16 protein-coding genes are annotated in these 19374 nt (G+C 62.3%); 15 read left to right on the top strand and 1 reads right to left on the bottom strand.

All coding sequences use genetic code 11. The features are described 5' to 3' along the window. Positions 1-15 precede the first annotated feature (15 nt). The 14 genes from PQQ52_RS31140 to PQQ52_RS31075 all read left to right on the top strand — a co-directional run bounded on the left by PQQ52_RS31140 (position 16) and on the right by PQQ52_RS31075 (position 16700). Positions 16-1206 (top strand): acyl-CoA dehydrogenase family protein, encoded by a 1191-nt coding sequence (locus tag PQQ52_RS31140; RefSeq protein WP_408220259.1) that lies wholly within the window; start codon positions 16-18, stop codon positions 1204-1206. A gap of 937 nt (positions 1207-2143) precedes the next feature. Then, positions 2144-2695 (top strand): hypothetical protein, encoded by a 552-nt coding sequence (locus PQQ52_RS31135; protein WP_408220256.1) that lies wholly within the window; start codon positions 2144-2146, stop codon positions 2693-2695. A 21-nt stretch (positions 2696-2716) separates the two neighbouring features. Continuing rightward, positions 2717-3670: a patatin-like phospholipase family protein gene (locus tag PQQ52_RS31130; protein WP_408220253.1), complete on the top strand. Its 954-nt coding sequence runs from the start codon at positions 2717-2719 to the stop codon at positions 3668-3670. A 1120-nt stretch (positions 3671-4790) separates the two neighbouring features. Then, positions 4791-5480, top strand: coding sequence for an ABC transporter permease (locus PQQ52_RS31125; protein ID WP_408220250.1), 690 nt, complete (start codon positions 4791-4793; stop codon positions 5478-5480). A gap of 4 nt (positions 5481-5484) precedes the next feature. Continuing rightward, positions 5485-6198, top strand: coding sequence for an ABC transporter permease (locus tag PQQ52_RS31120; RefSeq protein WP_201075315.1), 714 nt, complete (start codon positions 5485-5487; stop codon positions 6196-6198). A gap of 80 nt (positions 6199-6278) precedes the next feature. Then, positions 6279-7070 (top strand): ABC transporter ATP-binding protein, encoded by a 792-nt coding sequence (locus PQQ52_RS31115; RefSeq protein WP_054043063.1) that lies wholly within the window; start codon positions 6279-6281, stop codon positions 7068-7070. 28 nt (positions 7071-7098) lie between these two features. Continuing rightward, on the top strand, positions 7099-8148 hold the full coding sequence (locus tag PQQ52_RS31110; protein ID WP_408220247.1) for a GlxA family transcriptional regulator: 1050 nt from the start codon (positions 7099-7101) through the stop codon (positions 8146-8148). A gap of 239 nt (positions 8149-8387) precedes the next feature. After that, entirely contained in the window at positions 8388-9623 is a 1236-nt protein-coding gene (locus PQQ52_RS31105) for an aspartate aminotransferase family protein (protein WP_408220244.1), read from the top strand. 54 nt (positions 9624-9677) lie between these two features. Next, positions 9678-10736: an arginine/ornithine succinyltransferase subunit alpha gene (aruF, locus tag PQQ52_RS31100; RefSeq protein ID WP_408220367.1), complete on the top strand. Its 1059-nt coding sequence runs from the start codon at positions 9678-9680 to the stop codon at positions 10734-10736. Continuing rightward, positions 10733-11770: an arginine N-succinyltransferase gene (gene astA, locus PQQ52_RS31095; protein ID WP_408220241.1), complete on the top strand. Its 1038-nt coding sequence runs from the start codon at positions 10733-10735 to the stop codon at positions 11768-11770. Before aruF ends, astA begins: the two co-directional genes overlap by 4 nt. 2 nt (positions 11771-11772) lie before the next feature. After that, positions 11773-13236: a succinylglutamate-semialdehyde dehydrogenase gene (gene astD, locus PQQ52_RS31090; RefSeq protein WP_408220239.1), complete on the top strand. Its 1464-nt coding sequence runs from the start codon at positions 11773-11775 to the stop codon at positions 13234-13236. 9 nt (positions 13237-13245) lie between these two features. Continuing rightward, on the top strand, positions 13246-14586 hold the full coding sequence (gene astB, locus PQQ52_RS31085; protein WP_408220236.1) for an N-succinylarginine dihydrolase: 1341 nt from the start codon (positions 13246-13248) through the stop codon (positions 14584-14586). Further along, positions 14570-15640: a succinylglutamate desuccinylase gene (astE, locus tag PQQ52_RS31080; protein WP_408220233.1), complete on the top strand. Its 1071-nt coding sequence runs from the start codon at positions 14570-14572 to the stop codon at positions 15638-15640. The genes astB and astE overlap by 17 nt, the downstream gene beginning before the upstream one ends. A gap of 265 nt (positions 15641-15905) precedes the next feature. Beyond that, entirely contained in the window at positions 15906-16700 is a 795-nt protein-coding gene (locus PQQ52_RS31075; RefSeq protein ID WP_408220230.1) for an ABC transporter substrate-binding protein, read from the top strand. A 186-nt stretch (positions 16701-16886) separates the two neighbouring features. Here the strand turns inward: PQQ52_RS31075 and PQQ52_RS31070 are convergent, their stop codons facing one another. Continuing rightward, positions 16887-17645, bottom strand: coding sequence for an acetoacetate decarboxylase (locus PQQ52_RS31070; protein WP_408220227.1), 759 nt, complete (start codon positions 17643-17645; stop codon positions 16887-16889). Positions 17646-17923: 278 nt separating this feature from the next. Between PQQ52_RS31070 and PQQ52_RS31065 the strand changes: the two genes are divergently transcribed. Next, positions 17924-19306 (top strand): EAL and HDOD domain-containing protein, encoded by a 1383-nt coding sequence (locus PQQ52_RS31065; RefSeq protein ID WP_408220224.1) that lies wholly within the window; start codon positions 17924-17926, stop codon positions 19304-19306. The last annotated feature ends 68 nt before the right edge of the window (positions 19307-19374 follow it).

The raw sequence follows: 19374 nt of genomic DNA, 5'->3' as shown, positions 1-19374 counted from the left end.
CGCCGGAGTCCTGATATGAACGCCCCGATTGCCGAAAGCGCGGTGACGCGCCGTCATCCACCGCTCGATAGCGATGCGTTCGACGCACTGCTCGCGCGGCTGACCCGCGAGTTTGCTGCCGGTGCGGCGCACTACGACCGCACGGCGGAATTTCCACACGCCAATCTGGCGCGTCTGCACGAATTCGATCTGCTCTCGTTGACGGTGCCCGCAACGCTTGGCGGCGCGGGTGCGTGCTTGCCGCAGGCCTTGAACGTGGTGCGCGCGGTGGCACGCGGTGAGCCGTCCACGGCACTCGTGCTGGTGATGCAATACCTGTTTCATCATCGTTTGCAGGGCAACCTGCATTGGCCGGTCGGACTGCGTGAACGTGTGGCGCGCGACGCGGTCTGCGACGGCGCGCTGATCAACTCGCTGCGCGTCGAACCCGAGCTGGGTACGCCGGCACGCGGCGGTTTGCCGTCGACTATCGCGAAGCGCAGCGCCGACGGCTGGATCATCGACGGCAGCAAGCTGTATTCGACCGGCAGTCCTGGCCTCACCTGGCTCGCGGTGTGGGCGCGCAGCGACGAGACGCCGCCGCGCGTCGGCGTCTGGCTGGTGCGTCGCGACGCACCCGGGGTGCGGGTTGGCAGTGAATGGAATCATCTCGGCATGCGCGCTACCGGCAGTCATGAGCTCGTGTTTGACAACGTGTTTGTGCCGGCCGATCATGCCGTGGATGTGCACCTGCCTGGCGAGCCGAGCGCCGGGCCCGATGCGCTCGGCTTCGCGTGGATGAGCGTGCTGTTGTCGGCGGTGTACGACGGCGTCGCGCGGGCCGCGCGTGACTGGTTCGCGCAATGGGCCGCTGAGCGCACACCCGGCAATCTCGGCGCGCCGCTCGCGAGCCTGCCCGCGTTTCAGGAGACGCTCGGCCGCATCGACGCATTGCTCTTCAGCAATCGCGTATTGCTCGACGCCAGCGCGCATGCCGAACGCGTGACGCTCGACGAAGCGCCGCTCGTCAAATATACGGTGACGAATCAGGCAATCGAGGTGGTGCAGCTGGCCGTTGAGGTGAGCGGCAATCCCGGTTTGAGTCGCGACAATCCGCTCGAGCGTCACTTTCGCGACGTGCTGTGCGCGCGGATTCATACGCCGCAGAACGATTCGGTGCTGCAGGGGGCGGGGCGGGCGGGTTTTGCTGCGGTTGGCCGCGCATAAGGCGAGTAGTGCGGCTGCCGCTGCGGGCAATGGCGGTGCCGCGGACCGCGAATCATCTGTCGATTCGGTGTAAACGCGCTCTCGTTTAAATTCGTCAATCCGTTTAGATTGGCTGAACTTGGAAGGCTTATCGAGGGACCAGGGCGGCCAAACAAGCAGCGGTCTGGTATTCCGGCGATGGCATAAGGTTAGGGGTTAAGGTCTCTGACCGCTTCGTTTGGAGCAGGCCGCTGCGCGTCGTCCGTGGTGTTGCGGTTTTCTGGTGGTTTTTTCTGGCCGCTTTTTGTTTCTCAGTTTCTCAGTTTCTCGGCTTTGACCGTATCGGCCGACTTGGCGACGCTTTGCACAGCGTCGCTTTTTTGCTTCTGGTGATTGGGTTTCTCGTTCTTCTTGCTGTGGCTTTTCACGATTACTTAGTGGTCTATTCGTGTTGCCCCTGTGCGGGGCGGCACTTACTTTCTTTGCCGCCGCAAAGAAAGATAAGCAAAGAAAGCGGCTCACACCGCCAGCTCATAAACAAGTCCCCTGGCTTGGAGGGCGCAGTGGTGCATCTGGAATCTGTGTTCCCGCACACTCAGCGTTAGTGACCAGGCAGTCATAGTTCCGGCGGCGCTGCGCGCGCCGAAAGGCACTTCACTAAACCGACCACTACGTTTTCAGTCTCGCGCCCTACACAGCACCGTAGCCGGCCGTTGGACGGCAGCGGCAACCTCGGCTGCCCATGGCTCATGGCCCATGGCCACGGTCCACGGCTTACGGCCCACCGCTCACTGCTCACCGCCCACCGCCCACCGCCCACCGCCGCCTTGCCGGGCTCGCTCGCGGTTTTTTCCGTGCGCGGTTATCCTGTCGTACGCCCCGAGGACGTCCGCTTGGGGACACCCTACACAACGGGATGCGGGCGGATTGCCGCTTCGCATCCGTACAGGAACTCGCTGTGAGCCCGAAACTGCTTACCGTCGCGATACTGGCCGCGTGCATCGCGCTGACCGGTTGCGACGACCAACAGAGCGACCGCGCCGTGCAAAAACTCAAGGAATTCTTTAACGCGGTCAAGCCGGATGCGTTATTGCTCAAGAATATGACGCCGGGTATTACCACCGAGGCGCAGATCCGCGATCAGATGGGCAAGCCGGAAACCGAACGCACATTTACCGACGGCTCGAAGCGCTTCGAATATCCGCGCGGCCCGCAAGGACTCAACACGTATATGGTCGATATCGACCGTGACGGTAAATTGCAAGCGATCACGCAGGTGCTGACCGCTGACAACTTCGGGAAGATTCGCGTCGGCATGAGCGAGGACGAGGTGCGTCGCCTGCTCGGCAAGCCCGGCCAGATCGCCGTGTTTCCGCTCAAGCCGGAAACCGTATGGAGCTGGAAATGGCGCGAAGGCGGCGTGACAGAAGAGGGCATTTTCAACGTGCACTTCGACCAGTTTCAAAAGGTGTACACGACATCGCGCTCAGACGTGATACGCGGGCGATAGACGATAAAAGGCAGGCAAAAAATGATACATCGACGTCGATACAGCCGGATCGGGCTGGTGTTGGGTGGCGGCGCCGCGCGTGGCTGGGCGCATATTGGCGCGATTCGCGCGTTGCTCGATGCGGGCATCAAGCCGGATGTGGTGTGCGGCACATCGATTGGCGCGCTGGTCGGCGCCGTGTATGCAAACGGTGATCTCGACTGGCTCGAAGAATGGGTTTCGAAACTCACCTGGCAAACGGTAGTGCGGTTGCTCGATCTGCGTTTTTCGGGCGGCTTGCTCGGCGGGCGCAAGGTGATCCAGATATTCGCGGACAAGTTCGACGGCCGCTCGATCGCGCAGTTGAACATACCGTTCGCGGCGGTGGCCACTGAACTCGATTCGGGCCGCGAGAGCTGGTTGCAGGACGGCAGTGTCGTCGACGCGGTGCGTGCCTCGATCGCGATTCCCGGGATTTTCACGCCGGTGTTTCACAACGGGGTGTGGCTGGTGGACGGCGGCTTGAGCAATCCGGTGCCGGTTTCGGTGGCGCGCGGCATGCGCGCGGACTGCGTGATTGCTGTCGATCTGAACAACGATATTCTGAATGGCCGCGATTTCGGCGGCGCGGCGGTCGACACGCCGGCGCTCGATCCGGACGCGCCGCCGCCGGTCGCGCTGCGTCGTAACGGCAAGCCTTGGCCGCGCTGGCTTGCACCCGTGGAAGGGCGCGCGTCCGATGATGTCCGTGTGCCGCCGGCGCCGAGCGCGCGCGTGCCGTCGATGCTGAGTTCGATCGCGCAGAGCATCGACATCATGCAGGTGCGGATTTCGCGCAGCCGGCTGGCCGGTGAGCCGGCGGATATTCTGATTCAGCCACGTCTGGGCGGGATGGGGATTTTTGATTTTCATCGCGCCGGGCCGGCGATTGAGGAAGGGCGCGCGGCAGTGGAGGTTATGTTGCCGGCTATCCGGGCTAGATTAGGGATTGGTTAAGGTTTTTTTGCCTGCGGCGTTGGGCTTTCCTTGAGCTGGTTGCCTGCGCGGCGCTTTCTTGTCTGTGTTTTTATGGCTTTGGCCTTTCCTTGAATTGTTATTGGTTTATTAGCGTTCGCCCCTGTGCGGGGCAGGCACTTACTTTCTTTGCCGCCGCAAAGAAAGATAAGCAAAGAAAGCGGCTCACACCGCTAATGCTTAAGCGGGTCCCCTGGCTCGGAGAGGGTAGTGGTGCATCTGGAATCCGCTCCATCGCACCTTCAGCGTCAGTGACAAGGCCGTCATACTTCCGGCAGCGCTGAGCGCGCCGAACGGTACTTCTAAAACCGCCCGCTGCGATTCAACCCTTGCGCGTTGCGCAGGCCACCGCCACCGCGAGTGCCACTGCCACTGCGCCGTACTGGCGTGTTGGTCGGCCTGAGTTATGGGGCTTTCATTTGCTGGCGCAAATGTGTTTTGGATATTTGGGCACCTTGCCGAGGCGAAGCCGATGGTTCCCACCGTGCGCAAACGAAGCCCCACGGGTTCCGGGGCAGGCCCGTCCGCGACGCACGGAGTGCGGAGTGGGAGTTGATGACACCTTTGTCACTAGTGCGGAGTGTGCGGGGGCACGGATTCCAGATGCACCACTACCGCAACTGTGCGGGGGACCCGCTTAAGCATTAGCGGTGTGAGCCGCTTTCTTTGCTTATCTTTCTTTGCGGCGGCAAAGAAAGTAAGTGCCTGCCCCGCACAGGGGCGAACGCTAATAAACCAATAACAATTCAAGGAAAGGCCAAAGCCATAAAAGCCCAGACAAGAAAGCGCCGCGCAGGCAAAACAGACAAAACAGACAAAACAACCCCACCGCAGGCTATCAAAAAAGCGACCCAAAACTTGCTAAATCGCGGCAGCGCTCAAAGCGTGTCACGTACCTTACAAACCCATACCCCCCACAAAACCAAGCCCTGCCAGCGCCCAGCCGTAGCAAACGACCAATTGCTGCATCGCAGCACACACTCGTCCTCCGTTTGAGAAATTAATTTCCGCTTGCGAGACTCGGTGCCATGCTGGATGAGTCGGGCAGGCATAACCCGCCCCCATCCATGACATCCTCAATAAATCCTGGATGGAGACACGCGTGTTCCTTTACGGCTTTGGTCCGGTGTTGCTGGCCGGCACGATCCAGACGATCGAGCTGTCCGTCCTGTCGCTGGCAGCCGCCGTGCTGCTCGGCCTCGCGGGCGCGGCGGCGAAACTCTCCTTTAACCGCCCGCTACGGGCCATCGCAACCGGCTATACGACGCTGATCCGCTCGGTGCCCGACCTCGTGCTGATGCTGCTGCTGTTCTACAGCATCCAGATCGCGGTCAACAATCTCACCGATGCGCTCAATCTGCCCCAGTTCGATATCGATCCGTTCGTGGCCGGCGTGCTGACGCTCGGCTTCATCTACGGCGCGTACTTCACCGAAACCTTCCGCGGCGCGTTTCTCGCGGTGCCGCGCGGTCAGCTCGAAGCGGGCAGTGCATACGGTATGAGCGGCGCACGCGTGTTCACGCGCATCCTGTTTCCGCAGATGATGCGCTTCGCGCTGCCAGGCATCGGCAACAACTGGCAGGTGCTGGTCAAGGCCACGGCGCTGGTGTCGATCATCGGTCTCGCCGATGTCGTCAAAGCCGCTCAGGACGCAGGCAAGAGCACTTTCAACATGTTCTTCTTCATTCTGATCGCCGCGCTGATCTATCTGGCGATCACCACCATGTCGAATCTCGTGCTGATCTGGCTGGAAAGGCGCTATTCAATCGGCGTGCGCCACGCGGAGCTCTAAGACCATGATCGACATTCTCAATCAATTCTGGCGCGCGTTCCTGTACTGGGACGGTCAGCGTATGTCCGGTCTGGCCGTCACGCTGTGGCTGCTGGTGGCCTCGATCGGGATCGGCTTTTTCGTGTCGATTCCGCTTGCGGTGGCGCGCGTTTCGAAGAAGCGCTGGCTGTCGACGCCGGTGCGTCTCTACACGTACGTGTTTCGCGGCACACCGTTGTACGTGCAACTGCTGCTGATTTACACCGGCATGTACAGCCTCGAATTCGTGCGCTCGCATCAACTGCTCGACGCATTTTTTCGCAGCGGTTTTCACTGTGCGATCCTCGCCTTTGCGCTGAACACCTGCGCATACACCACCGAGATTTTCGCCGGCGCGATCCGTTCGACTTCGCACGGTGAAGTGGAAGCGGCCCGTGCTTACGGGATGAGCTGGTTCACGATGTACCGCCGCATTGTGATACCGTCCGCGCTGCGCCGGGCGCTCCCGTTGTACAGTAACGAAGTGATCCTGATGCTGCATGCCACCACGGTCGCGTTTACAGCCACGGTGCCGGACATCCTGAAGGTGGCGCGCGACGCGAATTCCGCCACGTATCAGTCGTTCGATGCGTTCGGCCTCGCGGCGCTGATTTACCTCGTGGTGTCGTTCGCGCTGGTGGCACTGTTTCGCCGCGCCGAGCGTCACTGGCTGGGTTACCTGGCGGTGCGCACGCACTGAGCCGGCATGTTTCGATAGAGCGGACGCGGCTGGCCCGCGCTGTCACGTAGATTGATCCGTATTTTCAAAGGGAGAGCATCTTGCTCCACACGACTCAAACCGAAGCTTGCAAGCTCGCCGTTCAGGATATCCACAAGCGCTACGGCGACAATGAAGTGCTCAAGGGCGTATCGCTGAACGCGAACAAGGGTGACGTGATCAGCATCATCGGCGCGAGCGGGTCGGGGAAGAGTACCTTCCTGCGCTGCATCAATTTTCTGGAGCGGCCGAACGCGGGACAGATCGTCGTCGACGGCGAAATGGTTAAAACCAAAGCCGACCGCGCCGGCAATCTGGAAGTGGCCGATCACAAGCAGCTGCAACGCATCCGCACGAAACTCGCGATGGTGTTCCAGCACTTCAACTTGTGGGCGCACATGAACGTGATCGAGAACATCGTCGAAGCGCCGATTCACGTGCTCGGCATGTCGCGTCGCGAAGCGGAAGAACGTGCGCGCGAATATCTCGAGAAGGTGGGGCTCGCGCCGCGCCTGGAAAAGCAGTATCCGTCGCATCTGTCGGGCGGTCAGCAGCAACGCGTCGCCATTGCGCGTGCGCTGGCGATGAACCCCGACGTGATGCTGTTCGACGAACCCACTTCCGCGCTCGATCCCGAACTGGTCGGCGAAGTGCTGAAGGTGATGCAGAAGCTCGCCGAAGAAGGCCGCACGATGATCGTCGTCACGCACGAAATGGGTTTCGCGCGCAACGTGTCGAACCACGTGATGTTCCTGCACCAGGGTCGCACCGAAGAAGAGGGCTTGCCCGCCGAAGTGCTGACCACGCCGCGCAGCGAACGGCTCAAGCAGTTCCTGTCGGGCAGCCTGAAGTAACGCGCGGTTCGCGCTTTACTCATCAGCGATGGCTCGCACGTCCAACCCGGCTCGCACCACGCAGGTCGCAATCGTCGCCTTGCCGCCGGTGTCGATGACGGGCGTCGGGCCGATTGTCGACGCGCTCAATCTCGCCAACGAAATCGACGGCCGGGCGCTGTACCGCGTGCAGGTGTGTTCGTGGGACGGCCGCGCCGTGCCCTTGTCGGGCGGCGCGCAATGGCCGGCCGACGCCGCCTTCGGCGATGCAATTTCGTGCGACTGGTTGATCATCGTCAGCGAACGGTTCCAGCAATTCGCCGACTATCGGCTCTTTCTCGCGAGTCTTTCGCGCGTCGGGCAGCGCACGCCGCTCGTCACCGGCATTCATCACGGCGTCTGGTGGCTGGCGATGGCGGGGCAGTTGTCCGGCTATCGCGTGAGTGTCAATTGGGAAACCTATCAGCAGTTCTCCGAGCAGTTCGAACGCTCGATCGTCACCCAGCAAATTTTCGAAATCGACCGCGATCGCGCAACTTGCGCGGGCGGTCAGGCAACCGTCGACTTCATGCTGGCGATGATCGGCCGCGATCACGGCCCAGAGTTGGCGGACCGGATTGCCGATACGCTCGGCGTCGGCGTGTTGCGCGCGGGCGAGGAGCGTCAGCGCATTCCGTACGTGACCGCGCCGGGCGAGCGCCATCCGCGCCTGAACGATGCGCTGATGCTGATGGAAGCGAATATCGAAGATCCGCTGACCACCGATGAAATCGCCGGTCTCGTCGGCGTCTCGCGGCGCCAGCTGGAACGTCTGTTTCGTCAGTATCTCGGCTCGATGCCGTCCAAATACTATCTTGGCCTGCGGCTTTCGAAAGCGCGCACGCAGTTGCAGCGCACCAGCAAATCGGTGGTGCAGATCAGTCTTGCTTGCGGATTTTCGTCGGCGGCGCACTTTTCGAATGCTTATCGCGAACGCTTTGGTGTCACACCGCGCGAGGATCGTCGTAACTGGATCGACAAGCAGACTGGCGCGACGGGCGCCGAGGCCAGTGAGCCGCGACCGGCTGCGTTGATCGAACGGCCCGACCAGGCGGAATAAGCCGGCCAGATAAGCAAGCTGAACAAGCGGCGGGATGAGCAGCCGAACCGGTAAGCCAGATTGGCAAGCCGAGCAGGCGAAATAAACGGCCGGGAAGCGTGCTGTTTGCGATCTGCCAGTGACTTACCCGCGACATATCCGCCCGGAAGCTCATAGAAAGCGTCGCGTATGCGCAAGACGTATCGCCCGCGGTTTCCTACACTACGTGTATTACCTCTCACCTGTAACGAGGATTCGCCATGAACGACCTGACTGTGACACGCCAGACCTTCGACGAAGTGATGGTGCCGGTGTTTTCGCCCGCCGCCTTCGTGCCGGATCGCGGTCTCGGCTCACGCGTCTGGGATACGCAAGGCCGCGACTATATCGACTTCGCCGGCGGTATTGCCGTGACGGCGCTCGGTCACGCACATCCTGAACTGCTGAATGTGCTGCACGAGCAAGGTGGCAAGCTGTGGCACATCGGTAACGGTTACACCAATGAACCGGTGCTTCGTCTCGCCAAACGCCTCGAAGACCTGACCTTCGCCGACCGCGCGTTCTTCGCCAACTCGGGCGCGGAAGCGAACGAAGCGGCGCTGAAGCTGGCGCGCCGTGTCGCGTTCGAGCGTCATGGCGCCGATAAAGTCGAAATCATCTCGTTCACGCAGTCGTTTCATGGCCGCACGTTCTTTACCGTGAGCGTCGGCGGCCAGCCGAAGTACTCGGAAGGCTTCGGCCCGGTGCCGGCCGGCATCATCCACTTGCCGTACAACGATATCGAAGCGGCGAAGAAAGCGATCGGCGCGAAGACTTGTGCGGTGATCGTCGAGCCGATCCAGGGCGAGGGCGGTGTGATCCCGGCCGATCCGGCATTCCTGAAGGCGCTGCGCGAAGCCTGCGACCAGCACGGCGCACTGCTGATTTTTGACGAGGTACAAACGGGTGTGGGCCGCAGCGGCTATTTCTACGCGTACCAGGACACGGGCGTGACGCCGGACATCCTGACCACAGCGAAGGCGCTCGGCAACGGTTTCCCGATCGGCGCGATGCTGACCACCCACTCGCTGGCCGCGCACTTCAAGGTCGGCGTGCATGGCACGACCTACGGCGGCAATCCGTTGGGCGCGGCGATCGCGGAGAAGGTGGTCGAGCTGGTCAGCGATCCGAAGCTGCTCGAAGGCGTGCGCACTCGCAGCGAAGCATTGAAGGGTCATCTCGCGAAGCTGAACGAACGCTTCGCTCTGTTCAAGGAAGTGCGTGGCAAGGGTCTGTTGATCGGTGCTGAATTGACCGATGCGTTCAAGGGCCGCGCAAAAGATTTCGTCACCGCTGCGGGTCAGCACGGCGTGATCATGTTGATGGCGGGTCCGGACGTGCTGCGGTTCGTGCCGTCGTTGATCATGCCGCTCGACGATATGAACGAAGGCTTCGCGCGTCTGGCGAAGGCCGTCGAAGAGATCGTCGGCGCGAAAGCCGAAACGGCGTCGCACTGATCGCCGGCACTGACTTGCTGCATTGATCATGCGTCACATTCAACAGGAACGATGATGCTCTTCGTACGCCCAAGCCGCCTCGCGGATCTCGATGCGCTCGAACATATGGCGCGCACCGCGCAACCGGTGCTGCATTCGCTGCCGCACGACCGGCATGCGCTCGAAGCGCGCGTCGCGCTGTCGGAAGACTCGTTTCGCGCGGAAGTCGATTTTCCGGGCGAGGAGTTCTATCTGTTCGTGCTCGAGGACGCGGAGAGCGGCAAGCTGATGGGCACGGCGAGCATCGTCGCCGCAGCCGGTTATTCGGACCCGTTCTACGCGTTTCGCAACGACGCGCTGATTCATGCGTCGCGCGAATTGCACGTGAATCGCAAGATTCATGCGCTGACCATGTCGCATGAATTGACCGGCAAGAGCCGGCTTGCGGGCTATTACATCGACCCGTCGCTGCGCGGCGATGCGGCCGCGCATCTGATGTCGCGTGCACGGATGATGTACATCGCCGCCAATCGCAAACGCTTCACGCCCGAGGTGTTCTCGCTGCTGCTCGGCGTGACCGACGATTCGGGCGTGTCGCCATTCTGGGAGGCAGTGGGGCGCAAGTTCTTCGGCCGCAACTTCGCCGACATCGAAATCGAATCGGGCGGCCGTAGCCGCACTTTTATCGCTGAAGTGATGCCGACCTATCCGATCTATGTGCCGTTGCTGCCGGAAGCGGCGCAACGCGTGCTCGGCGAGCCGGACTCGAAGGCGCTGCTCGCGTATGAGATTCACCTCGAAGAAGGCTTCGAGACGGATCGCTTTATCGACATTTTCGATGCGGGTCCGGTGTTGACCGCACAAGTGGATCGTAGCGCCTGCGTGAAACGCAATGAAACGCGCGTCGTGCACGAAGCTGGCGCGGTTGCCGGCGGTTCGACGTATCTGATCGCGCATAACGGTGCGGACGGCGAGTTCCGTTGCGTACTCGCTGAATTGCCGGGCGGTAAGGCAAACGGCGCATCGTTGTCGCATGCGGCGCGCGCCGCGCTCGGCGTGCAGGAGGGCGACGCGGTACGCTGCGTGCCGCTGCATGAGCCGCTTCAGGAAGCATTGACGGGAGACGCACAATGATCGTCGTTCGCGTTGTGCAACGAGGTGATGTGGACGCGCTCATGCGGCTCGCGCAGGAGACCGGCCCCGGTCTCACCACTTTCAAGCCGGATCGCGATGCGCTCGCGGCGCGCGTTGAACGTGCCCGCCGCACGATGGAAGACAAGGCCGAGCCGCACGAAGCCGGTTACTTCTTCGTCATGGAAGATACCGACACCGGCGACGTGGCCGGTGTATGCGGCATCGAAACGTCAGTCGGTCTGCAGCAACCGTTCTACAACTACCGCGTGAGCACGGTTGTGCACGCGAGCCAGGACCTCGGCATCTGGACGCGTATGCGCGCGCTGAACATTTCGCATGACCTGACGGGTTACGCCGAGGTGTGTTCGCTGTTCCTGAGCCCGCGTTACCGCACGAGCGGCGTCGGCGGTTTGCTGTCGCGTTCGCGCTTCATGTTTCTCGCGCAGTTCCGCGAGCGCTTTCCGCAGCGTTTGTGTGCGGAATTGCGCGGCCATTTCGACGCGGAAGGCACCTCGCCGTTCTGGCGCGCGGTCGGCTCGCATTTCTACCAGATCGATTTCAACGCGGCGGACTATCTGAGCTCACACGGCCGCAAGGCGTTTCTCGCTGAGCTGATGCCGCGTTATCCGGTGTATGTCGAACTGCTGCCGGAAGAAGCGCAGGAATGCGTCGGCCTCACGCATAGCGACACGATTCCGGCGCGCCGCATGCTCGAATCGGAAGGGCTGCGCTACGAGAATCACGTCGATATTTTCGATGCGGGCCCGGTGCTCGAATGCCATATCGCCGACTTGCGCACCGTGCGCGAAAGCGTGGTGGTGCCGGTCGAGATCGCCGATGTGCCGGCGGGCGCTCCGCAGGACGCACCGCGTTCGCTGGTATCGAATACGTCGCTGGGCGATTTTCGCGTGGGCGCGGCTGCTGGCGTGCCGCAAGACGGCGTGTTCCGCATGAGCGCCACCGAGGCGGCCGCACTCGACGTCAAGGCAGGCGACCCGGTGCGGGTGCTGCCGCTGAAACACAAACAAGGATGATCATGAGCGAGCTTTTCATCGACGGCGAATGGGCCGCCGGAACAGGACCCGCATTCGCGTCGCGCAACCCGGGTACGGGCGCGACGGTTTGGGAAGGCAACAGCGCATCGGAGGACGACGTCGATCGTGCGGTACGCAGCGCTCGCCGCGCATTCGCGGCGTGGTCGGCCTTGAGCCTCGACGAGCGTTGCGGCGTGGTGCGCCGCTTCGCCGCGCTCGTGACCGAACGCAAGGAAGCGCTCGCCGAAGCGATCGGCCGGGAGACTGGCAAGCCGCTGTGGGAAGCGCGTACTGAAGCGGCTTCGATGGCGGCGAAGGTCGAGATTTCGATTCAGGCCTATAACGAGCGCACCGGTGAAAAGCGTTCGCCGATGGCTGACGGCACTGCCGTGCTTCGGCATCGTCCGCATGGCGTGGTCGCGGTGTTCGGGCCGTATAACTTCCCCGGCCATTTGCCGAATGGGCATATCGTGCCGGCGCTGATCGCAGGCAACGCTGTTGTGTTCAAGCCATCAGAACTGGCGCCCGGTGTCGCGCGTCTGACCGTGCAGATCTGGCGCGATGCGGGCTTGCCTGCCGGCGTGCTGAACCTCGTGCAAGGCGAGAAGGAGACGGGCATTGCGCTCGCTAACCATCGGCAGATCGACGGCCTGTTCTTCACCGGGAGTTCGGATACCGGAACATTGCTGCACAAGCAGTTCGGCGGCCGTCCGGAAATCGTCCTCGCGCTGGAAATGGGCGGCAACAATCCGCTCGTGATCGGGCCCGTGGCGGATGTCGATGCAGCCGTGCATCACACGATTCAATCGGCGTTTCTGTCGGCCGGGCAGCGTTGTACGTGTGCGCGCCGTATCTTCGTGCCGAACGACGCATTCGGTGACCGCTTTGTAGAACGCCTGACCGAAGTGACGGCGCGCATCAGTGTCGGTGAATACAATGCCGAGCCGCAGCCGTTCATGGGTGCGGTAATTTCCGCGCGTGCGGCTTCGCGCCTCGTCGCGGCACAAGAGCGTCTGCTGGCCGATGGCGCGAAAGCACTGCTGAAGATGGAGCAGCGCGATCCGGCACTCGGCTTCGTCACGCCTGCGATTCTCGACGTGACCGCCGTGAAGGACTTGCCGGACGAAGAACATTTCGGACCGCTGGCGCAGATCATTCGCTACGGCACTTTCGACGAAGCGCTCGACAAAGCCAACGATACCGAATTCGGCCTCTCCGCTGGCCTGCTTGCAGACGACGAAGCCCTGTGGACGCATTTCCAGCGCACCATTCGCGCGGGCATCGTCAACTGGAACCGGCCGACCAATGGTGCGTCGTCGGGTGCGCCATTCGGTGGTCCGGGGCGTTCGGGCAATCACCGGCCGAGCGCGTTCTACGCGGCCGACTACTGCGCGTATCCGATGGCTTCCGTCGAAAGTGCGCAACTGCAAATGCCCGCGAGCGTCTCGCCGGGTCTTCAATTCTAAGGATCGACGATGCAAGCCACTGAAGCCAATTTCGACGGTCTCGTCGGCCCGACCCACAACTATGCGGGGCTCTCGTTCGGCAACGTCGCGTCACAGAACAATGAGAAGTCGGTTGCGAATCCTAAGGCGGCCGCCAGACAGGGGCTGCGCAAGATGAAGCAGTTGGCCGACCTCGGTTTTCATCAGGGCGTGCTGCCGCCGCAGGAGCGTCCTTCGATGCGTCTCCTGCGTGAACTCGGTTTTTCGGGCGACGACGCAACGGTGATCGCACGCGTGGCCAAAGACGCGCCCGAGTTGCTGGCCGCGGCGAGTTCGGCTTCGGCAATGTGGACCGCGAATGCGGCGACGGTGAGTCCGTCGGCCGACACGCACGACGGTCGCGTGCATTTCACGCCGGCTAATCTGTGCAGCAAGCTGCATCGTGCGATCGAGCACGAATCGACACGCCGCACCTTGCGCGCGATCTTCAGCGACGCCGATCGTTTCGCGGTGCATGAGGCACTGACTGGCACGCCGGCACTTGGCGACGAAGGCGCGGCGAACCACACACGTTTTTGCTCGGAATACGGCACACGTGGCGTCGAATTCTTCGTGTACGGCCGCAGCGAGTATCGCCGCGGACCGGAGCCGAAGCGTTTTCCCGCACGTCAGACGTTCGAGGCGAGCCGCGCGGTCGCGCATCGTCACGGTCTGGCGGAAGCGGCCACCGTGTACGCACAGCAGAACCCCGACGTGATCGACGCGGGCGTGTTCCATAACGACGTGATCGCGGTCGGCAATCGCACGACACTGTTCTGCCATCAACTCGCCTTTGTCGAACAGAACGCGGTGTACGACGAACTGCGCACCAAGCTCTCAGGGCTGAAAGCCGGGTTCAACGTGATCGAAGTGCCGGACGCGCAAGTGAGCGTCTCCGACGCGGTCACGTCGTACCTGTTCAACAGCCAGTTGCTGACACGCCCGGACGGCAAGCAGGTGCTGGTAGTGCCGCAGGAATGCCGCGAGAACGAGCGTGTGGGCGCCTATCTGGACGATCTGACCTCGCACACCGGGCCCATCGACGACGTGCTTGTATTCGATCTGCGCGAAAGCATGAAGAACGGTGGCGGTCCGGCATGTCTGCGTCTGCGCGTGGCATTGAACGATACGGAGCGCGCGGCGGTGACGCCTGGTGTGTGGATCGACGACAAGCTGTTCGGCCGCCTCGATACGTGGATCGAAAAGCATTACCGCGATCGTCTGGCACCGTCCGATCTGACCGATCCGCACCTGCTCGCCGAGTCGCGCACCGCGCTCGATGAGCTGACGCAGATTCTCGGTCTGGGGTCGCTGTATGACTTCCAGCGCTGAGCACGGCATGCCGGTTCCGATGCTCGACGATTTTCTTGCCTACACGTTGGCGGGGACGCGGCCCGGCGCGCTGGAAGCGCAGGGTGTGGGTGGCAACAACGACAACGACAACGGCGTGCGCTGGTCATGGCTCGACGACGGCGTGCTGCTCATGGAGCCCGCAGTGCGGGAGGAAGGCATCCGCAGTGTGCTCGTCTCTGCCGGCGTGCATGGCGACGAGACCGCGCCAATCGAACTGCTGTCGCGTCTCGTGCGCGATATCGCGCGAGGCGATGCCGCCTTGTCGTGCCGCCTGCTGGTGATCCTCGGCAACGTCGACGCCATGCGCGACGCATGCCGTTATCGCGACGACGATCTGAACCGCCTCTTCAGCGGACGGCACGAGCAGGTACCGCACAGCCACGAAGCGCCGCGCGCGGTGGCGTTGGAGCGCGCGGCAACGCAGTTCTTTGCCGCGGCGTCGCAGGAGGCGGGCGTCCGTTGGCACATCGACATGCATACGGCGATCCGCCCCTCGGCGTTCGAGCAATTCGCCTTGTTGCCGCACACCGGCAAGCCATTTTCGCGCGCCATGTTCGAGTGGCTCGGCGAAGCGCGCATCAGCGCCGTCCTGCTGCACACCACCAAGGGCAACACGTACTCGCACTTCACCGCGCAGGCATGTGGCGCCGAAGCGTGCACGCTCGAACTCGGCAAGGTGCGCCCGTTCGGTCAGAACGATCTGACGCGGTTCGCCGGTGCGGACGAAGCGTTGCGTCATCTGCTGGCCGGTACAAAGAATGGCAACGTGCCCGCGGCCATGCCGCGCGTGTTCACCGTGATCGACCAGCTGACCAAGCAAAGCGACGCATTCGAATTGCTGGTGGCCGCGGATGTGCCGAATTTCACGCCCTTCGTGAAAGACACCGTGCTCGCACGCGACGGCGATTATCGCTACACCGTGCGTCACGATGAGGAGCGTCTCGTGTTTCCGAACGCAACCGTCAAGCCGGGCTTGCGTGCGGGTCTGCTGGTCGTGGAGACCACTCAGGAAACGCTTTCGAAGCTCGTTTAGCCCGCCGCTGCATCTCCTTCAGACCATCTCTTGCCGGAACGCGACACGAATTTGCACCTTTGCCGTGCATCGATTCGAGGTCGCGAGAGGGCGGCGGGTGCCGGCGCCCGCCAGGCGTGCTTTGCGAAGCCTGTACAATCCCGCCCTCGCGGCTGTTGCGCTGCATCACACCGGTCGCACGAGTTTGAATCGCATTTTTGGCACGGCAATCATGCTTGCCTGGATTCGGCTCCGTTTTATTCAATACCGTAGAGGAACACCCGTAATGAAGATGAATTGGCGAAACATGGCCGCGCTCGCGCTGTTCGCGACGGCAACGGTAGCGGCAGGCTCCGCGTCGGCTGCGGATATCAAGGAAGTGCGGTTCGGCGTCGAGGCGTCGTATGCGCCGTTCGAATCGAAGTCGCCGTCGGGCGAGCTGCAAGGTTTCGATATCGATATCGGCAATGCCGTGTGTGCGAAGCTGAAGGCGAAATGCGTGTGGGTCGAGAATTCGTTCGACGGCCTGATTCCGGCATTGGAAGCGCGCAAGTTCAACGCGATCAACTCGGACATGACGATCACGGAACAGCGCCGTCAGGCTATCGATTTCACCGATCCGATCTACACGATCCCGAATCAGATGATCGCGAAGAAGGGCAGCGGTCTGCTGCCCACGCCGGCTTCGCTCAAGGGTAAGCATGTCGGCGTGCTGCAAGGCACGATTCAGGAAGCGTACGCGAAGGCGCGCTGGGCGTCGGCTGGCGTCGACGTCGTGCCGTATCAGACGCAGGACCAGATCTACGCCGACCTCGCATCGGGCCGTCTGGACGCCGCGTTTCAGGACGCGGAAGCGGCTTCGAAGGGTTTCCTGAAGAAGCCGCAAGGCGCAGGCTTCGAATTCGCCGGGCCGCCCGTCACCGACGAGAAGCTGCTCGGCGCGGGCGTGGGCTACGGCGTCCGCAAGAGCGACAAGGCGTTGAAGGACGCCTTGAACCAGGCGCTCAAGGAACTGAAGGCCGACGGTACGATCGACCGCTTCGCCGCGAAGTACTTCGACGTGAAGGTCGTGTTGAAGTAAGGCGTTGTGCGTCTTGCCTGATGGATTTTGCCTGATGCAAACGGCCGCTGATGCGGCCGTTTGCATTTTGGGCGAGGCTTGAAGCGTCGTCTGCCTGACGCGTGTCTGGCAGCAGTGCTTCATGCGCTTCACATGTACTTCATATGCGCGTCATGCGCGTCGTGTACGCCGAACCGCGACGGTCGATCAGCGAACGTTGGCTTCGGGCTGGTCCAGATAATCGAACACCACTTCACCGAGTCCAAGCGTCAGGTCGGCAACCAGATGCCGTGCCTCGACGATTTCGAGCACCGGCAGGTCCGCCACCGGCGCCAGCGCGTGCGGCGCCAGGTCCAGCGCGGCGGGGCCCGTCCATGCGCCTTTGAGGGTGATGTCCTGCAGGTAGTAGCGCACCAGTTCGCAAATGCGCGGCGTGCCGTCCACGTGGGGAATCACCTTCAGCAGGAAGTTCGGCGTTTCCAGGCGTTTCTGCTGCTGCGCGAGATCCAGTTGCCGATGTTTGTAGCCCATCGTGCCGGTGGCGATACGCACCGGGCCGTAATCGAGTGTGCCGACGAGTGTGTCCGTGTGGACTTCGAGCACGGGCTTGGCGAGCTTCTTCGGGAATCCCCATAATTCGCGGCCGCCGGCAATCGGCGGATGGTCGTCCAGATACATGGCCAGTGTGTACCCGCCGGCCACGCCGTTATACGACACCGGGATCACCTGACCGCTTTCCGTGTAGTCGCCGAAACCGGTCGAATCCGGCATGCGAATGAATTCGTAATGCACCAGCGGCTCACCGATCTCGAGCGGCTCGGGCACGGCGGCGCGCAGTTTGTTCGGATCGGTGCGGTAAGTGATGATCAGGAATTCCCGGTCGATGAAACGATACGGGCCCATCGGAAACGCCGGGCTCGTGATCGGCATCGCGAAGGCATTTGACAGCACGCTTTTGACGTCCATGATTTTCCTTGGTGGTTAAAGGCGGAGTAGCACGAGGGGTGCAACGCTTCTGCACTGCACAAGAGTATCGTCGATTCTTTCCAGGCCTTCAGCGAGACGGGTAACCAATTATTTCGAGATATTGCGGCGTTGGCATGTCCGCGCGTAGCAGCCTGAGCTAAAATCGCCGGGCGCATCGCAGACGCCACGGGCCTCAGAGTCCTGGGCGCACGTTATCGGTGCAGCCAAAACCAAAATACAGCAGTGAGCGCCGGGGCGGCGCTTAGCGGGGGAATGGAATGACCACCATCGCAATCGAGAATCCGGGCCACACGGGTGCTGCGGACGATGCGCAACTGAATGCCAGCTTCGCGCGTCAGCCGATTCTGAATCGGGACGGCATGCTGTGCGGCTATGAGATCAAAGTGCGCGCGCCAGATTTGCCTGCAGGCGCCGAACCTGACGCGGTCCCGGTTGCGGGGCGTGGCACTGATTCGAGTGCAGATGCCGATGCCTTGCCGGGCCACGCGCCCGAGCCGGCGCAACGGGTGGCGCGAGCCGTGATTCGCGGTCTGGTGCAGAGCAATGTGCGCAGCGCGCTCACCGGGCATCCCGCTTACGTCGATGTCAGCCGCGAGATGCTGTTCGACGACTCGATCCTGCGGCTGCCCACTGAGCGCTTCATGTTCGAATTGTCGCCGACGATCGAGGTGGACGACGCCCTGATCGCGCGTATCGTTCAATTGCACGGCCGGCGCTATCGCTTCGTACTCGACGAAGTGACCCAGCCCGACGAGACGTTCGCCAGGCTGTTGCCCTACGCGGACGTCGTCAAGATCGATTTCACGCGTACCCCGAGTGCGCTGTTGCCCAAGCTGACGAGCGTGCTCAAGTCGGCCGGCAAGCTGCTGATCGCGCTGGGCCTCGATGCGCAGGCCGATTTCGATGCGGCGCATGCGCTCGGCTTCGATCGTTTTCAGGGCTACTACTTCGCGCGAGCGCAGACCTCGACGACACGGCGTGTCAGCGCGCCGCGGCACGCGTTGCTGAACCTGCTGCAACTGTTGTCAGGCGAGCCGACCGTCGCGCAACTCGAAGCCGAACTCAAACTGAATCCCGTGCTCGTCATGCATCTGATGAAGCTCGCGAATTCGAGCGGCTTGGCCGTTGGTCACAAGGTTACGACGCTGCGAGAAGCGATCAACGCGACGGGCACGAACCGGATTGCTCGCTGGACGCAGTTGCTGCTGTACGCGGACGGCCGCAAGGTCGCGCTCGAGGACGATCCTCTGCTGCAACTCGCGGCGAGCCGGGCGCGTTTTATGGAGCTGGCGATCGAGCGCTTGCCCGAAGCCGGGCGCGACGAATCCGATGCAGCGTTTTTGACCGGCGTGTTTTCGTTCGTCGATGCGGTGTTCGGCGGTTCGCTTGAGAGCACGTTGAATGTGCTGACGCTGTCGCGGCCGATCCAGGCGGGCATCCTGCATCGGCAGGGTGTGCTGGGACTGTTGCTGACGGCGGTCGAAGCGTTGGAGTGCGGCGCGTGGGACGAGCTCGATGCCTTGTGTGCGCGCTTGCAGCCTTTGACGGTGGAAGAGATTGCGCAGCTGGGGTTGGCGGCGGGGGCGTGGGCCGGGGTTGCGGATCGGAGTGCGGAGGGGTTGGAAAGGATTGAGGATTGAGGTTTGTGGTTTGAATCGGAAAGGCCGGCATGCGTTGCATGCCCGCCGTTGCCAATACCGGGTTCAGG

Source organism: Paraburkholderia sediminicola, assembly GCF_046030555.1.
GTDB classification, from domain to species: domain Bacteria; phylum Pseudomonadota; class Gammaproteobacteria; order Burkholderiales; family Burkholderiaceae; genus Paraburkholderia; species Paraburkholderia sediminicola_E.
The sequence above is the reverse complement of the archived record's forward strand: the minus strand, read 5'-3'. Positions and strand labels throughout refer to the sequence as shown.

Bases quoted from the DNA above. Each gene is read 5' to 3' on its own strand.
- astB (WP_408220236.1), top strand. From the start codon at position 13,246: ATGCAAGCCACTGAAGCCAATTTCGACGGTCTCGTCGGCCCGACCCAC.
- PQQ52_RS31130 (WP_408220253.1), top strand. From the start codon at position 2,717: ATGATACATCGACGTCGATACAGCCGGATCGGGCTGGTGTTGGGTGGC.
- astE (WP_408220233.1), top strand. From the start codon at position 14,570: ATGACTTCCAGCGCTGAGCACGGCATGCCGGTTCCGATGCTCGACGAT.
- PQQ52_RS31105 (WP_408220244.1), top strand. From the start codon at position 8,388: ATGAACGACCTGACTGTGACACGCCAGACCTTCGACGAAGTGATGGTG.
- aruF (WP_408220367.1), top strand. From the start codon at position 9,678: ATGCTCTTCGTACGCCCAAGCCGCCTCGCGGATCTCGATGCGCTCGAA.
- PQQ52_RS31065 (WP_408220224.1), top strand. From the start codon at position 17,924: ATGACCACCATCGCAATCGAGAATCCGGGCCACACGGGTGCTGCGGAC.
- PQQ52_RS31140 (WP_408220259.1), top strand. From the start codon at position 16: ATGAACGCCCCGATTGCCGAAAGCGCGGTGACGCGCCGTCATCCACCG.
- astD (WP_408220239.1), top strand. From the start codon at position 11,773: ATGAGCGAGCTTTTCATCGACGGCGAATGGGCCGCCGGAACAGGACCC.
- astA (WP_408220241.1), top strand. From the start codon at position 10,733: ATGATCGTCGTTCGCGTTGTGCAACGAGGTGATGTGGACGCGCTCATG.
- PQQ52_RS31075 (WP_408220230.1), top strand. From the start codon at position 15,906: ATGAAGATGAATTGGCGAAACATGGCCGCGCTCGCGCTGTTCGCGACG.
- PQQ52_RS31110 (WP_408220247.1), top strand. From the start codon at position 7,099: ATGGCTCGCACGTCCAACCCGGCTCGCACCACGCAGGTCGCAATCGTC.
- PQQ52_RS31120 (WP_201075315.1), top strand. From the start codon at position 5,485: ATGATCGACATTCTCAATCAATTCTGGCGCGCGTTCCTGTACTGGGAC.
- PQQ52_RS31070 (WP_408220227.1), bottom strand. From the start codon at position 17,645: ATGGACGTCAAAAGCGTGCTGTCAAATGCCTTCGCGATGCCGATCACG.